The following is a 15,403-nucleotide window of genomic DNA, read 5'->3' on the forward strand; positions in this document are numbered from 1 at the left end:
ACCGCACCAGCCTGCTCAGCGACTGTCCGGTCAGCGCGCGAACATCACGAGCCAGATGAGCCTGGTCCGCAAAGCCGACCAGGACGGCCGTCTCCGCAAAAGAAACGCCGGTGCGGGCCAGGGCAAGGGCACGCTGCAGCCGGAGGATCCGGGCGAGGGTCTTGGGCCCGTAGCCGAAAGCGCCCAGGGCGCGGCGATGGAGCTGCCGCGCACTGAGCCCCACGAACTCGGCGGTAGCGGAGACGGACCGGCCGGCGGCCAGCGATGCCACGACCGCCCGCAGGACCGGATCAGAGGGCGGCGCGTCGGCAGCGAGACGCAGCACCAGATCCTCGAGCGCGGCGGCAGGATCGACCGCCGCGTCGAGACGTTCGATCAACCGGCGCACTTCAGCGCCGGACCAGAGATCGCCGAGCTCCACCCGCCGGTCGCGCAGCTCATACGCGGGCACACCCAGCAGCCCGGGAGCGGTCCCGGGAAAGAACCGGACGCCCACCCAAGGCCCTTGAGCGCTCCGGTACGCCCGGGTATCGGGCCCGGCGACGAGCAGCCTGCCCTCGGTCCACAGCAGATCCATACACCCATCGGGCAACACGGTGACAGCGTCGTCGCCGCCCTCCGCGCCCTGCGTCCACACAACGGCGCCCGACAACCGGGAGGCGCGCTCTGCGTACGTAGGGGACACGCGAAAAAGGCTACGCGGCGGCTCAACTCCTACCGACTCGCACGAGCCATGGCCCGCAACTCCGACACATACGCGCGCACATCGACGCCCGCCGGACCGGAATCGCCCGGGCGCCGGCTCTCGCCACGACAGCCACGACACAGACCACCGGGCAGCGCCTCGGACCGCCCCGGCACGCCGCACCCGGTGCACTCCATGACACGACGGCGGGACGGCGCCGACGGCTCGGGCGCGCTGGGCGCCTCGGGCGGCATCTTCTCGGTGAGCCTCGTACGAGTGAAGGCCCCGGGATGGTGAACGACGCCCGGAAGCCCTGCGGTGAGGGTCCGCACAAGATCATCCGGCGCGACACCGCGCCGGAGCCATTCGTAGGCGAGCCCTTCGAGGGCGGAACACTCGGCGGCGGAAAGACTGAGCCGCGGCTCGGTACGACCGAGGCGGACGAGAGCCTCGTAGGCGACGGAACGAGCGGGGGCTGGGGCCGGGGCCGGAGCAGAGGCATCGTCCCCCTCGCCGAGGAACGCCTCCCACCAGGCATCGTCGCGCGCGGTCCGCGAGAAGTACGAGCGGGTCACCCACTGCGTACGCCCTTCACTGCCGGTCTCCCGGATGCGCCGCAGGTGACCGGCGTCGGAGAGGTTGTTGAGGGCGGTCTGCACGGCCTGCTGCCCGTAGGCGGGGATCTCCTTGGCCAGGGTCTTGATGTCGACAGCGGCACCGTCGGGAAGCCGGTCGATGTGCGCGGCGATGGCCGCCTCACGGGCAGGGAGATGCGCGAAATCATCCCGCGTACGAGGGGCTTGGTCGGGCGCGGAACGCTTACCGAAGCCGGACGCGGCCATGGGGACGGGAGTAGAGTTGGCGTAAGCCACAAGATCACCGCTTTGATCAAGGTGGACAGACCCCGGCTTTGGTGTTGGCGCACCGGCCGGGGTTGCTTGTTGTGGCGCACGCTACACGGCGACAGCGAGGCGTGGCGACTCGGTTGCACAAAGTCATCCATGTGTGCTTAGGCGCGACTTGGGAGGGTGGGTGGGTTACACCCACCACCCATTCCTCAAAGAAAGCGCTCGAATCCCGCCCCCCGAATCTCGGGCCCCGGCCGCCCACCCAAACCGCCTGCAAGCCCTCGCCCCTGGAAGCCCCCCGCCCCCGGACCCCGGACCCCGAGCTTCGGGCGCTCAGCGGAGCTTGCCCTCGCGTATGCCTGTGACGAACCCGCCCCAAGCCGCACACGAAAAGGCGAGCACAGGCCCGCCGATCTCCTTGGAGTCCCGTATGGAGGCGGTGCCATCGGCCGCGAAGGCGGCCTCCAGGCACTCGCCACCCGTGCCGTTGCTGTAACTGCTCTTGAACCAGCCGGCCTGGGCGCGTATGGCGTGGGCCGCTCTACTCATCGGGAGTACTCCTTCAGGACGCGCTTGATCAGCTGGGCCGACCGGGGCGGGCTCGACGCGATGGCCCGCATGCTGTCGAACGCCTTCGCGTACTGGCTGACGGCGTCGGGAGCCTCCAGGTAGACGGCGTCGGTCAGACCGTCCCGGTAGACGACATCAGGGTCCGCCTGCTCGGGGAAGCCGAGAATCGTGAAAGCTCCCGTCGCGGGGTACGTGCCGGCGTCGAAGGGCAGGACCTGCAGCGACACGTTCTTCAACTGGCTTGTAAGAAGCATATATTCGAGCTGCCCGTACATCAGCTCCCTGCTGCCGACGATATGGCGGAGCACGCTCTCATGCACGATCGCCCACAGGTCGGGCGGGGCCTCGCGGTGCAGGATCTGCTGACGTGCCATGCGCACGTTCACATGGCGCTCGAGCTCTTCACCCTCCAGGTGACCGGACGCGCGATGCAGCTCGGCAGCGTATGCGGCGGTCTGCAGGAGTCCGGGCACGAACTCGCACTGGTATTGGCGCAGGTTTGAAGCCTCCTGTTCCAAGCCGATGTAGGACGAGAACCACGGCGGAACGGCCGAGCCATGCGCGTGCCACCAACCGCGGACCTTGGACTCCTTGGCCAACCGCATCAGAAACTCACGCAGCTCGTCCGTCGTCCCGTAGTGGCGACACAGCGCGTCGATGTCCGAGGGCTGCACCCTCCCACTACCGGTCTCGAGCCGGTTGACCTTCGAACCGCTCCAGTCCAGCGCCTTGCCCACGTCATTGCAGGTGAGCTGGTGCTCTTCGCGCAGCTTCTTGAGCTCGATCGCCAGCCGTCGCCTACGAGCTGTGGGGGATCCAGCCACTTCAACCTCCCGAGTCACGAACGGCGTTCAGTCCAGCGGACGGCATCAACCAGGCCAATCACCCGATGGGGGGAATCCTTCGCTGCACATTGCATGGCGAGATGTGCTCGCTGTCCTGCTCGACGCCTACCGCAGCGAGGAGTCCGCGATCAGAAGGGCTGGGCACGCACATGGACATCGAGCACCGCAGGCCGGCGAAGACCTGGGAGTTCCCCTTCGTCGCCGTCCCCGAAAGAGTCGCTTACCTCCGCCGTACAGTTAGTGCCCCCTTGCGCCTCTGGGGTCTACGACATCTCACGGATCCGGTCCAGCTCTGCGTCACAGAGCTGATCACCAACGTCATCGCGCATGTCGGCCCGAGGACACCGACGTGGATTTCCATCACATTGGACGGACCACGTCTCCGCCTCGCCATCCGAGACCCGGATCCGCGCCGCTTCCCGGCGCTGCGGACGGCCACCCCGGAGCATGAAGCCGGGCGCGGCCTACGCCTCATCGCTGCCACGGCCGACCGCTGGGGCGTGATCCCCAGCGAACACGGCAAGACCACCTGGTGCGAGCTCGCCACGGCACTCCCGACGCCGGAGCCCCAGCCCACTTCCCAGCGCATGCTGCACACCGAGGCCCTGCTCACCGTGTACGGCCGGCTTCCAGCCCTGAGCAGGGCGAGCTCACCCGCCGTCCGCCAGGTGGCGCAGGAGGCCGCAACAGCCCTGATCGCCGACCTCCTCCACTGGCTCCAGGCCCAGGGCACAGACCCGGACACCGCCCTGGACCGAGCACAGAAGCGCTTTGAGGCAGCGGTGACGAGGGCCGCCTTGTAGCTCAGCTGGCGGCAATGGCGGAGTACGTCCACACACCAGCCGGCATCTCGTGCTTGAGCTTCCAGATGATGCCCATGGGGTTACTGCCCTCGTGTGAGACGTACTCGGCCGGTCCCAGGAGCATCCACGGCTGAGCTCCACCTATGTCGTTCTTCTTGTACCGGCGCACGAACAAGAAGACGTCCGATCCGTTTTCCTTGTGACTCTGGTAGCGCATGCCCGTGGGTGAGGTGCTGGAGGTCTGGTTCTGAGATTCCCAGTGGAAGAGCTCAGGACTCCGTGCGTAGTCCTTGTACCGGGTCTCCGGGGAGAAGTCCTTCTCGTCCTTTTCGAGGGTGATGAGGAGCGCATCAATCTTTGCGCTCTCACACCACTTCACGCCCTCACGGAAGTGTCCGGGAAGGAACCCGTCCACGCTCGCTTGACCGAGCGCAGGCAGGATTTCCTCCCTGCTGTAGGAGGCGTGGACCGTGAGTGGGATGTTGGCATGCGCTCCCACCAGCTGCACGGGAAGGTGCTCTGTGTGTGCCAGGTTGTGGCTCAGTACCTGTCGGAGTTCGCTGCGGAAGTCGACCTGCTCAGCCAGTGCATGGAAGCCCTCGTCGTATGAGGCGAAGCCTCCGCCAAGCGGCCACAGGGAGAAGAAGAGCATCCGCGCGTATGCCTGGCCCACCTGGTCGAGGGTGTCGTAGGCAGGAGCGTCGTCCTCCAGCATGCGGCAGTAGGCGGCCACGCGGGCAGGGTCATCGACGTGGAGGAAGGCAGAGACGCGCTTGAGCAGGGCCTCTTCGCCAGCCGGTCCAACCTCGGGAAGAAGATGGGCCCGGCGCAGCAGGCGTGTCCAGGAGTTATTGGCGCGGTAGAGCTCCTTAAGCTCCCGCTGGCTCTCATGGAGATAGTCAGAGAGTCGCGGTTCTGCGTAGGCAGCGACCTCGCGAGTCAGCTGTGTGACATTGACCCCGATCTGGTTCTTGATGTTTTCAAGAATCCGCTTCTTGGACTTTCTGTCGAGCACGATCTGGCACCCGGACGGGAGCAGCGGAAAGTCCTGCTCCATGTTATCGACCAGGCGCTTGCGGGTGAGGTTAGTGAGCGCTCGGAACTGTTCCTCGAAGCGGAACTCCTTGCGATGCTGCCCGATGAAGTCCAGGACAGTGAGCACAGCCTTTTCAGGGGTGCGTCGAAGACCGCGACCGAGTTGCTGAAGGAAGACGGTTGCGCTGGAGGTAGGCCGGAGCAGAAGAAGGGTGTCCACGTCGGGGATGTCCAGCCCCTCGTTGAACAGGTCGACAGAGAAGAGGACCTGGAGTTTTCCTTCACGTAGATCAGCAAGGGCTTGTGCGCGCTCTGTCGCTGGAGTGGAAGCGTCGAGGGCCATGGCGTTGAGCCCGGCCTGTTGAAAGAACTCAGCCATGAAGCGGGCGTGCGCGACAGATACGCAGAAGCCCAGAGCCCGCATTGTGCCCGGATCGGTCACCTTGTCCTGCACGGCTTTGACGACCAGGCGGGCTCGGGCGTGGTTCCCAGTGAACAGCTTGTCCAGCTCACCGGTGTCGTAGGCGCCACGCTTCCAGGTCAGGCCCTCCAGGTCCACGCTGTCAGCGATCCCGAAGTAGTGGAAGGGGCTGAGGAGGTCGTTCTCCAGGGCTTCCCACAGACGCATCTCGGCGGCGATACGACCGTCGAAGAACTCGTCCTGGACGTTCTGCCCATCCATGCGCTCAGGTGTGGCGGTCAGACCAAGGAGTTCGGCCGGCTTGAAGTGATCAATGATGCGCCGGTAGGTCGGTGAGACGCCGTGATGGAACTCATCGATGACGATCACGTCGAAGTGGTCAGGGGCAAAGCGCTCGAGCGAGCGGGCGTTTAGAGACTGGACGCTAGCGAAGACATGCGTCCAGCCCTCCGGGACCTCGCCGCCGACCAGCAGCTCACCGAAGTTCGCGTCGTTCAGCACGTGCTGGTACGTGAGGATGGACTGCTTAAGGATCTCTTTGCGGTGGGCGACGAAGAGAAGCTTGAGGTCGCGGTTTTGGAGCTTCGCCCGCAGCGCTCGGTAGTCGAGGGCTGCCATCACGGTCTTGCCAGTACCCGTCGCTGCCACGAGGAGGTTGCGGTGACGGCCGTGGACATCGCGCTCAACCTGGAGCCGTTCCAGCATGTCCTTCTGGTGGGGGTACGGGCGCACTTCAAGCCCCGAGAGGCTGATGGTAGGCCTGCCACCTCCGCCCTTACCGCCCGCTTGCAGGAGCGCTTCGTCAAGCCGGTCGCCGTCTTTCTCGGGGTTGTACGACTCGAACGCTGCGTCGCTCCAGTACGCATCGAAGGTGGCCTCGAACTTCTTGAGAACCGCAGGAGTCGCTACAGACGACAGGCGAACGTTCCACTCCAGGCCGTCGAGGAGCGCCGCCCGCGAGAGATTGGAACTGCCCACGTATGCGGTGTCGTAGCCGCTGTGGCGGCGGATGAGCCAGGCCTTTGCATGCAAACGAGTGGACCGCAGCTCGTAGTTGACCTTGACCTCTGCGTTGAAGTCCTTGACCAGTCGGTCTAGCGCTTTTCGCTCGGTGGCCCCGATGTAAGTGGTGGTGATGACGCGGATGGGCACATCACGGGCAGCCGCTTCCTTGAGGGAGTCCTCGAGCACGCGCAGACCATGCCACTTCACGAACGCGCAGAGCAGGTCAATGCGGTCTGCAGTGGCGAGCTCGGCTCGCAGCTCGTAGCCGAGGTTGGGGTCTTCGGGCGAGTTGGTGAGCAGCGCCGTGTCTGACAGGGGCGTGGCAGGACGGATGCTGTAGGCGCCGGGTGCTTCCTGCTCAGCGATGGCAAGCAGCTGACGTGGCCCGTCCGCCACAACCTCGATCCACTGCTTGGCTCCATCGAGGCTGCTCATGGACTCGAGGATGTGGTTGGCAGCCAAGACCTGCTCGGACGCGGGCAGCGAAGCAAGGATGCGGTGGACGGTCTGGGCGATGTGGCGGGCCAAGACGTGGGGAGAAGAGTGCTCACCAACCGGCTGGGCTGTGGACTTCCAGCCGTTTGCTTCGAGCTCCTGTAGATGCCCTTCGAGGCGCGAGGTGATCAGTTCCTCGTACAAGCCTGGTACCGGCGTTGCTTGGCTGCTGAAGCGCTCGCTCATTGATGGCCCCCTCGTCTCCCCAACTGATGGGGATGTTCTACCAGCGGGGTGTGACAGCGGGCCGAGGCGGCAGCTCGCGGCATGGGCCTCCATGTCTAGGCATGTCTGAAAGTTGCCTATGGGTGACAAGAATTGATCGCCTCTAGTTAGTGTCCGGTCATGGATATCTGTGATCTGCTCGAAGAGATAGCCGGAACCTACGACCAGCAACTTGGGACTGGGGGAGGGGTCTATGCCCAGGATCTCCTGCGCCAGGTGCCTTCGCTGATTGAGCAAGCCGTCCCGGGCAGCTGCAAGGCGCAGGGGTACGGAGGGAAGGGCAGCGCCGCGCTCACGCCATGGATTGGTGTGTTTGATCCAGACATCACCGATGACCCTAAAGAAGGCCTCTACCTGGCCTACATCTTCGCTGCTGATCTCAAGTCTGTGACGCTCACGCTTCAGCAGGGCGTAACGCGACTCACAGGCAAGTACGGCGAGGGGGAGAAGCTTCGCGACTACCTCGGCGCCCGAGGGAAGGCGCTGTTGGGTGGGCTCCCGCCTGAACTCGTAACTGATTGGGTAAGTAGCCCGGTGTTCAACAGTAAGGCGGACCGACCGCGAGCCTATGAGGCAGGCAGCGTCGTCGCACGACGCTATGAGATCGGCTCCCTGCCGAGCGAGCATGTCTTGCGTGAAGACCTATGGCACGCCGTAGAGATCCTGCGGGCCGCAACTGACATCAAGCTCTTGCCTAAGCAGGAGTCTGAGGGGCTTGCGGTGGGTTACGTGCCGACGAAGCACGTCGAATACAAGGGGCTTGAGGGCTTCCAGCCCAAGGGCAGTAGCGACTACGTCACCCACATCGCCGAGAAGACGATCGTGAAGTCGCGTAGCCATGAGGCGCTGATCGAGCAGTTCGGGCACTACGTCGAAGGGCGTGGGTTTGTGCCGATCACGAAGGATCAGCACCCCAAGGACCTGATCCTCCGCCGGGATGGCGTCGAGTGGCTGGTAGAGGCCAAGACCATCAAGCGGCATAACCCGACCACGGCCGTGCGCGAGGCGGTGGGTCAGCTCTTTGAGTACAGCCACTTCTGGTACGAGCAGGCGCCGAAGCCGCACCTCCTTGCGCTGTTCAGCGAGGACATCAAGGGATACATGTCCTATTTGGAAGAGCTGAAGATCGCCTCGGTCTGGAGGACTCCGGAAGGCTGGACGGGCTCGCCGCTGGCTGCTGGCTGGGGGTTGGTCGACTGAGAGAAACGATCCTGCGAGGTATGGATGCTTCGTGGCAGCGCTGGCCCTCATGGTCTGGGACCCGGCGTTTGAGGTCTGCGCTGTCGCGCGGGAGGGCGGGCCGCGTGCCCGCCCCCGCGCCGCCTTAGCGGTGCTGCCCCGGGGTCTGGCCCCACGCCGGGCTCGGGGTCGGCCCCGGGGGCGTAGGCGTGCCCCAGCCCTGGGCCGGGATGCCCGGTACCGGTGGGGCCCAGCCCGGTGCCGGGGGGCCGTAGAGCGACCCAGGCGTGAATGGCTGCGCGGGCGTCACACTCGCTACCGCGCCCGCCAACGCCGGCTGGGCTACCTCCCGGCGTTGCCACAAGTGGTGGAGCAGTTCCGCCTCCCGGGCGGCGAAGGCGGGGTCCGGGGTGCCTCGGAGGGCTCGGTGGCGGAGGAAGGCCAGGGATGTGGCGTAGGAGATGTACTCCGCGACGATGCGGGCCGCCGTTGGGCCGCCGTGGCGGCGGGCCAGGTCTCGGGCTATGCCTCGTGCGCGCATCGAGGAGAGGGCGTGGGGTTCGGGTGGGGTGAGCCAGCCGGCGGACTGGTAGGCGGGGAGGTGGGTCTGGATCGTGCGGAGCTCGTTCTGGCGGGACCAGATGGTCAGCCACGTCAGCAGGGCGAAGACCGGCACCATGAACAGGGCGTAGACGGCCAGGAAGCCCGCGCCCGGCAACGTCGCCGAGCCGTTCCACAGGCCGTGCAGGAGCATCGCCGTCAGGAGAGCGCCTATGGGGACCAGCCAGCGGAGGACGCGGCGGCGCTGCGGCAGCGTGGCCGCCAGGCCGAAGCCCAGGCCCGTCATCGACGTGAAGAGCGGGTGCGCGAACGGCGACATCAGCACCCGGACGAAGAACGTGGCGGCGGTCGTCGAGCGCAGGCCCTCGTAGCCGAAGCTCTGGTCGTTGGCGAAGGCATTGCCGAGGTAGAGGATGTTCTCGGTGAAGGCGAAGCCCGTGGCGGTGATCCCGGCGACCACGACGCCGTCGACTATGCCGTTGAAGTCCCGCCTCCTGAAGAGGTAGAGGAGGAGGATCGCCGCTGCCTTGGCGCTTTCCTCCACCACCGGCGCCACGAACGTCGCGCCCCAGCCCGCCGCGTCCTCGCGCTGCGCGCCCGCGACCGTCGTCAGCAGCCACTTGGTGGCGTAGCCGTTCGCCAGGATGGCCACCAGCGTCGCCGCGCACGCGCCCCACGCGAAGGCGAATATCAGGCTCTTCCACGGCTTCGGCTCGACGCGGTCCATCCAGCGGAACGCGGCTATGAGCAGCGGCACCGGCAGCACCGCCAGGCCCAGCCCCACCAGGAAGCCCTTGGTGCCCGTCTGCTCGCGCACCAGCGCCAGGATGATCAGGCCACAGAGCGCGAGCAGCAGGAACACCGCTCCGATCCGCACGGCCTTGTTGTCCCAGAGGGTGTCCCACAGCGCCCGGCGGGGCGCGTAGTGCCCGGCGGCCGGGGGGACGGGTAGCGCGTACGGCTGCTGCTGAGGGTGAGGTGGTGGCTCATGCACGTCCTGACCCTAACCAAGGGGCGGAGAGCACAGTGACGGTTTTCCCGCCCCTTGGAACCCGCCCCTCGGAACGTGCCGCGCGTTACGCCGCGCGGCGGCGGAACAGCAGGTCGTGGACCACGTGGCCCTTGTCCAGGCCCTGGCCCTCGAAGCGGGTCAGCGGGCGGAACTCCGGGCGCGGGGCGTAGCCACCGTCGGGCTGGGTGTTCTCGAAGTCCGGGCTGGCCGTGAGAACCTCCAGCATCTGCTCCGCGTACGGCTCCCAGTCCGTCGCGCAGTGCAGCAGGCCGCCCGGCGCGATGCGCGTCGCGGCGAGCGCCAGGAACTCCGGCTGGATCAGCCGGCGCTTGTGGTGACGCTTCTTGGGCCACGGGTCCGGGAAGTAGACGCGGAGGCCGGCGAGGGCGTCCGGGACGAGCATCTCGCGGAGCAGGATGATCGCGTCGCCGTTGGCCACCCGGACGTTGTCCAGGCCGTTCTGCTCGGCCAGGTTCAGCAGATTGCCCTGGCCCGGGGTGTGGACGTCGCAGGCGAGGATGCCGGTGCCGGGGTCGGCCGCCGCCATCTTGGCCGTGGCCTCGCCCATGCCGAAGCCGATCTCCAGGACGACCGGCAGCTCCGGGTCGCCGAACAGCTCGCCGAGATCCAGCTTGCTCAGGCCGTCGATGTCGAGGCCCCACTTCGGCCACAGGCGGCGCAGCGCTTCGCCCTGTCCGGTCGTGACCCGGCTGCGGCGCGGCTGGAAGGACCGGATGCGGCGCTCGTGGTGCGAGCCCGCGGGGTCCGGCGCCGGGCCGTCGGGGAACATCGGCTCCCGGCGGGCGCGGGCGGGTACGGGAGCGGCAGGGGCCGGTACCGCCGCGCGGGCCTCAAGGGGCTCGTGGGCCTCAAGGGCCTCGGGGGCGGTGGCTTCGGTGGTGGGAGCGTGGTTCTCGGGCACAGTTCCTCAAGTCTACGGGCGGTGCCGGCGAAGGTGTTCGGATCAAGGCCCCGGGGGCCGTTGATCGTCAAGCGGGCGGACTTCTTTCCGCCGATCCGGTGGGCCGTGGCCCCTGGCGCGCGTGGTGGCCCGGCAGCGGCACGTCCCACTCATACGATCTTCCTCGCCCGGCCCGCCACGATGCCGCCACGATGCGTGAGACGGAGACCACTCATGCGACTGCGACCGCGACTGCGCCCCCTCACCCGCCGGTTTCCCGGAGCGGTGGCGATGCTGGCCGCCGCCGCGGTGCTGATCGGCGGCTGTGACGTAGCCCGTGACGCGGCCCGTGACCGCATCGCCGGCCTCCGCCACGTCGTCGCCGCCGCGCACGCCCGCCCCGCGGCCGTCGATCACAAGGCCGCCCATCCCAAGGCCGACAGTCCCAAGGCCGGTGGTCTCAAGGGCGACGGCTCGCGTGGGTCCGAGTGGCGTCTCGTCTGGTCCGACGAGTTCCGCGGCCCCGCCCGCCACCGCCCCGACCAGGCCAAATGGTCCTTCGACCGGGGCGGTGAGCCCCAGTGGGGCAACCACGAGTGGCAGTACTACACGGACCGGCCCGGCAACGTCTCCCTCGACGGCCACGGCAACCTCGCCGTCACCGCCCGCCACGAACGGGTGCACGAGGTGCGCGGGAAGAAGTGCGGCTTCGGGCCCTGCGACATCACCTCGGCGCGGCTGACGACCAAGGGCAAGTTCGCCCGCGCCTACGGGCGCTTCGAGGCCCGCATCAAGATCCCCAAGGGGCAGGGGCTCTGGCCCGCCTTCTGGATGCTCGGCGCCAACGTCGACAAGGTCACCTGGCCCGGCAACGGCGAGATCGACGTCATGGAGGCCCTCGGCCGGCAGCCCAACACCGTCCACGGCACCATCCACGGGCCCGGGTACGTGGCCCAGGGCATCGAGAACCACACCACCCTGGCCCGGGGGCGCAGCCTCGCCGACGGCTTCCACACGTACCGCGTCGACTGGGCGCCCGGGAAGCTCACCTGGTATCTCGACGGCAAGCCGTACGGGACCGCTTGCGCCGGGCAGCTCAAGCACGGGCAGAAGTGGGTCTTCGACCACCCGCACTACCTGCTGCTCAATCTCGCCGTGGGTGGCGACTGGCCCGGGCCGCCCGATCGGTCGACGCCCTTCCCGGCGCGGATGCTGGTCGACTACGTGCGGGTTTACGGGCGCGTCGGCCGCTGAGCGGTGGTTGCTTTGCGGGTGCCGGTGCCGGTGCCGGTGCCGGTGCCGGTGCCGTCGGTTCGGCGCCGCCGGGCTCCGGCGCGTCGTGGCCGGGCGCCGTCGTGGCGGGGAAGAGCGCCCCAGCCCCGCCCTTTCACCGTTTCCCGAGGGCTCCGCCCCCGGTCCCTCGTGTCCTCAAGCGCCGGACGGGCTGGATTTGGCTCCCCCGGGCCCCCGGTCCCCCGTGTCCTCAAACGCCGGACGGGCTGGATTGGGCTCTGCTCTCGGACTCCTCGCCCAGGTGGCCCAGCACCCGTCGCGCCACCTCCCGGCCGATCGGCAGGGACGCCGTCGCCGCCGGTGAGGGTGCGTTCAGGACGTGCACCATGCGGGGCGACTCCGCGAAGAGGAAGTCGTCCACCAGCGTCCCGTCCCGCAGTACCGCCTGCGCCCGTACGCCGGGGGCCGCCGGTATGAGGTCCTCGACGGTGATGCCCGGCAGCAGTCGCCGTACCGCCTCCGCGAAGGCGTGCCGGGACAGGGAGCGCCGTATCTCGCCCGCGCCGTACCGCCAGTGGCGCCGGGCTATCCGCCACGTGCCCGGGTAGCCCACCGTCCCGGCGAGCTCGCCCGGTCGTACCGTCCACCGGCTGTAGCCCTCGCGGGCCGTCGCGGGCACCGCGTTCGGCCCCAGGTGGACCCGGCCGTCGATGCCCCGGGTGAGGTGGACGCCGAGGAAGGGGAACGCCGGGTCCGGCACCGGATAGACCAGGCCGCGCACCAGGTCCTCGCGCTCCGGGCGCAGCTCGAAGTACTCCCCCCGGAACGGGACGATCCGCATGCCCGGGTCGTCGCCCGCCAGCCGGGCCACCCGGTCGCTGTACAGCCCGGCGCAGTTGACCAGCGCCCGGGCGCGCAGCACCTCGCCGCGCGCCGTGCGCACCGCGACGGCCGAGCCGCGCCGTCCGACGACCCTCACCTCCGCCCCGTAGCGCACGGAGGCACCGGCCTCCTCCGCCAGCCGGGCCAGGCGGCGGGCGACCGCGCCGAAGTCGCACACTCCGGTCGTACCGACGTGGATCGCGGCGATGCCGCGCACCGCCGGCTCGTACTCCGCTATCTGCGCGGGGCCCAGCTCCCGCACGGGAATGCCGTTCTCCCGGCCGCGCTGGACCAGGGCGTGCAGCCGGGGCAGCTCGGAGCGGTCCGTCGCCACGATCAGCTTGCCCGTCACCTTGTGGGGCAGGCCCTGCTCGGCGCAGAACCGCACCATCTCCGCCGCCCCTCGTACGGCGAAGCGGGCCTTGTACGAACCGGGGCGGTAGTAGATCCCGCTGTGGATCACCCCGCTGTTCCGCCCGGTCTGGTGGAGGGCGGGGGCGTTCTCCTTCTCCAGCACGACGACGCGGGTGCCGGGGGCGGCGCGTGTGATCGCGTACGCCGTCGAGAGCCCCACGATCCCGCCCCCGACGATCAGCACGTCACTGTCGTAACCGCCGTCACCGCGCACCTTCAGTGCTTCGCCACCCACGTCACCATGATGACGGGTGCTACTGACAATGGGTCGCCACATGGCCCCACGTGCGCTTTCGCCCGCACGGGAGGGGCTGTCACCTCACCCGTGCGCCACGAGCAACGGCCTCGCCCGCTCCCTCAGCTCCACCACCCTGGGCTCGTTCCCGTACGGCTCCAGGCGATGGAGCAGATCGCGTACGTACTCCGTCGTACGGGCCGAGGAGATCCGGCCCGCGACCTCCAGTGCCCGCGCACCCGCCGCGCACGCCGCGTCCAGATTGCCCGACTCCAGCTCGGCGACCGCCGAGACCACCAGGCGCAGGCCGTGCGAGCGTACGAACTCCTCCGTCGGCCGGGCCAGCGCCTGCTCCGTGAAGCGCTGTACCTGCCGCGGCACCCGCAGGTCGCGATAGCACTCGGCGGCGTCGGCGGCGAACCGCTCCTGGGTGTAGAAGTCCAGCCAGGACGGGTCCGGGTCGCCCGGACGCGCCCGCTCCAGCCAGCCTTCGGCGGCCTTCAGCGCCGTACCGCACGCGGGACCGTCCCCCGCCTTCGCCTGCGCGCGCGCCTCGACGAGACGGAAGAAGCTCATCGCGCGGGCGGTGGCCAGGCCCCGGTTGCGCTCCAGGGCGGCCTGGGCGAGGTCCACGCCCTCGTCCGCGAAGCCCCGGTACGTGGCCTGGAGGCTCATCGACGCCAGGACGTACCCGCCGAGCGGGACGTCCGCCGCCGCCCGGGCCAGCCGCAGCGCCTGGATGTAGTAGCGCTGGGCGGCCTCCTGCTGGCCCGTGTCGAAGGCCATCCAGCCCGCCAGTCTGGTCAGTTCGGCCGTCGCGCCGAAGAGCGCGCGCCCCACCTCGTCGCTGTACGAACCCAGCAGCAGCGGTGCCGCGTCGACGCGCAGGCACTCGGGGACCATCGACGAACGCCAGTCGCCGCCACCGTACTTGGAGTCCCAGCGGCGGGCGTCGTCGGCGGCCTCCCGCAGCTTCGTCACATCGCTGTGGCCGACACGCTGCGGTAAACCGCAGTCCGCGCCGCCTCCCGAGGCCGCCGCCGTGGCCGCCTCCCGGGCCGCCTGCTGCGGCTCGCGCGCCACCGAACTGTCGGCGGGAGTTATGAGCCAGCGCGAGGCCGGCGTCGAATACGCGCTGACGGAGAAGGATCCGGCCAGGCTCTGCCATATCCCCCCGCCCCCGCGCCGACCGGCGACATCCAGCCGGTAGAGCTCCGTCGCCGACCGCACCGCCTGGCCGACATCGCGCGGAAAGGAGAGCCCCACCTCCGGCGCCGGATCGGCGTCCGCGAGCCCGATCTCGTGCAGCGGCACCGGCCGGCCGAGCTTGGCCGCTATGGCCGCCGCGATCAGATGCGGCGCCGCGCCCTGCGGGACCATGCCCTTGGAGACCCACCGGGCGACGGACGTCTTGTCATAGCGAAGTGTCAAACCCCTTTGCGCGCCGAGGTCGTTGACCCTGCGCGCGAGACCGGCGTTGCTGATGCCGGCGAGGGCGAGGACAGTGCCCAGCTTCTCATTCGGCCCGCGTGGCTCCCTGGACATGCGCACCCCTCGACGAACGGCGCCCGCCCCGGCATAGGCTCGGGGCATTCGTAAACCCAGCGTAGTTCGCCGCATCCCGACCGTTAAGAGGTGATGTCCCGGATGGCGAGATTCTGGCCCGTATGTGCGTGCATCGAGGGGCACGTGCTCCGGTTGTGTGTGGCCGTGCGCCCGCCGTGCGCTCTGTCCGCGCCCGCGGGGGTGGCTGTTCCATGGAGGAGCGTGGGTTGGCCCGCTGCGCTGGAACCAGTGGGCTGGGGGAGGCCGTCGCCTCATTCCCCGCGGGCGGCGGCACGGTCCGGGAGGTGGCTCGCGCCTCCCGGACCGTACGCGCGCACGCGGCCGGTCCTTTTCCCGTCGCGTTCGCGCCGTGTCCGTCCCCTTTCCGGTCCCCGCTGAGCGGACCGCGAACCGGCGCGCCCCGAATTTGGCCGGATCCGGGTGCGCCATGCGGCCGAAGACAAGGGGTTCGCCGCCGGGGCCCCCGGTGAACCGTTGGCCGAGCCGCC

The 15,403-nt window shown here is 68.7% G+C and carries 12 protein-coding genes; 3 read left to right on the forward strand and 9 right to left on the reverse strand.

Annotated elements, in window-relative coordinates; translation table 11 throughout:
- The 4 genes from ACX9I7_RS30070 to ACX9I7_RS30085 form a co-directional block, all read right to left on the reverse strand.
- Positions 1-577 (reverse strand): helix-turn-helix domain-containing protein (locus tag ACX9I7_RS30070; protein WP_459389114.1); only part of this gene is annotated, 577 nt, incomplete at its 3' end.
- 137 nt (positions 578-714) lie between these two features.
- Complete coding sequence (locus tag ACX9I7_RS30075) at positions 715-1,527, reverse strand: hypothetical protein (protein WP_387577694.1); 813 nt, start codon at positions 1,525-1,527, stop codon at positions 715-717.
- Between the two features lie 339 nt (positions 1,528-1,866).
- Complete coding sequence (locus tag ACX9I7_RS30080; protein ID WP_459389115.1) at positions 1,867-2,082, reverse strand: DUF397 domain-containing protein; 216 nt, start codon at positions 2,080-2,082, stop codon at positions 1,867-1,869.
- On the reverse strand, positions 2,079-2,927 hold the full coding sequence (locus ACX9I7_RS30085) for a helix-turn-helix domain-containing protein (protein WP_459389116.1): 849 nt from the start codon (positions 2,925-2,927) through the stop codon (positions 2,079-2,081). Before ACX9I7_RS30085 ends, ACX9I7_RS30080 begins: the two co-directional genes overlap by 4 nt.
- A 170-nt stretch (positions 2,928-3,097) precedes the next feature.
- Here ACX9I7_RS30085 and ACX9I7_RS30090 point away from each other — a divergent pair, with 170 nt between their 5' ends.
- Positions 3,098-3,751, forward strand: a complete 654-nt coding sequence (locus tag ACX9I7_RS30090; RefSeq protein ID WP_459389117.1) for an ATP-binding protein — start codon at positions 3,098-3,100, stop codon at positions 3,749-3,751.
- Position 3,752: 1 nt separating this feature from the next.
- On the opposite strand, the gene ACX9I7_RS30095 is transcribed toward ACX9I7_RS30090, so the two are convergent.
- Positions 3,753-6,893, reverse strand: a complete 3,141-nt coding sequence (locus tag ACX9I7_RS30095) for a DUF3427 domain-containing protein (protein WP_459389118.1) — start codon at positions 6,891-6,893, stop codon at positions 3,753-3,755.
- 159 nt (positions 6,894-7,052) lie between these two features.
- Between ACX9I7_RS30095 and ACX9I7_RS30100 the strand changes: the two genes are divergently transcribed.
- Complete coding sequence (locus tag ACX9I7_RS30100; RefSeq protein WP_459389119.1) at positions 7,053-8,132, forward strand: MrcB family domain-containing protein; 1,080 nt, start codon at positions 7,053-7,055, stop codon at positions 8,130-8,132.
- Positions 8,133-8,256: 124 nt separating this feature from the next.
- Here the strand turns inward: ACX9I7_RS30100 and ACX9I7_RS30105 are convergent, their stop codons facing one another.
- Together ACX9I7_RS30105 and trmB are read right to left on the reverse strand one after the other, a co-directional pair.
- Complete coding sequence (locus tag ACX9I7_RS30105; protein ID WP_459389120.1) at positions 8,257-9,666, reverse strand: PrsW family intramembrane metalloprotease; 1,410 nt, start codon at positions 9,664-9,666, stop codon at positions 8,257-8,259.
- Between the two features lie 82 nt (positions 9,667-9,748).
- Entirely contained in the window at positions 9,749-10,606 is an 858-nt protein-coding gene (gene trmB / locus ACX9I7_RS30110; protein WP_387577662.1) for a tRNA (guanosine(46)-N7)-methyltransferase TrmB, read from the reverse strand.
- Positions 10,607-10,819: 213 nt separating this feature from the next.
- Here trmB and ACX9I7_RS30115 point away from each other — a divergent pair, with 213 nt between their 5' ends.
- Positions 10,820-11,839, forward strand: a complete 1,020-nt coding sequence (locus ACX9I7_RS30115) for a glycoside hydrolase family 16 protein (RefSeq protein WP_459389121.1) — start codon at positions 10,820-10,822, stop codon at positions 11,837-11,839.
- A 229-nt stretch (positions 11,840-12,068) separates the two neighbouring features.
- Here ACX9I7_RS30115 and lhgO read toward each other — a convergent pair whose 3' ends face one another.
- Together lhgO and ACX9I7_RS30125 are read right to left on the reverse strand one after the other, a co-directional pair.
- Positions 12,069-13,349, reverse strand: coding sequence for an L-2-hydroxyglutarate oxidase (gene lhgO / locus ACX9I7_RS30120; RefSeq protein ID WP_387577658.1), 1,281 nt, complete (start codon positions 13,347-13,349; stop codon positions 12,069-12,071).
- An 84-nt stretch (positions 13,350-13,433) separates the two neighbouring features.
- Complete coding sequence (locus ACX9I7_RS30125) at positions 13,434-14,894, reverse strand: MFS transporter (protein ID WP_189457341.1); 1,461 nt, start codon at positions 14,892-14,894, stop codon at positions 13,434-13,436.
- Between the last annotated feature and the right edge of the window lie 509 nt (positions 14,895-15,403).

The sequence above is a fragment of the Streptomyces sp. L500 genome, from assembly GCF_054551825.1.

What these genes read in the sequence shown, in the direction of transcription:
- ACX9I7_RS30075 (WP_387577694.1), bottom strand. Translation starts at nt 1,527, where the DNA reads ATGGCCGCGTCCGGCTTCGGTAAGCGTTCCGCGCCCGACCAAGCCCCT.
- ACX9I7_RS30080 (WP_459389115.1), bottom strand. Translation starts at nt 2,082, where the DNA reads ATGAGTAGAGCGGCCCACGCCATACGCGCCCAGGCCGGCTGGTTCAAG.
- ACX9I7_RS30090 (WP_459389117.1), top strand. Translation starts at nt 3,098, where the DNA reads ATGGACATCGAGCACCGCAGGCCGGCGAAGACCTGGGAGTTCCCCTTC.
- ACX9I7_RS30095 (WP_459389118.1), bottom strand. Translation starts at nt 6,893, where the DNA reads ATGAGCGAGCGCTTCAGCAGCCAAGCAACGCCGGTACCAGGCTTGTAC.
- ACX9I7_RS30100 (WP_459389119.1), top strand. Translation starts at nt 7,053, where the DNA reads ATGGATATCTGTGATCTGCTCGAAGAGATAGCCGGAACCTACGACCAG.
- ACX9I7_RS30115 (WP_459389121.1), top strand. Translation starts at nt 10,820, where the DNA reads ATGCGACTGCGACCGCGACTGCGCCCCCTCACCCGCCGGTTTCCCGGA.
- ACX9I7_RS30125 (WP_189457341.1), bottom strand. Translation starts at nt 14,894, where the DNA reads ATGTCCAGGGAGCCACGCGGGCCGAATGAGAAGCTGGGCACTGTCCTC.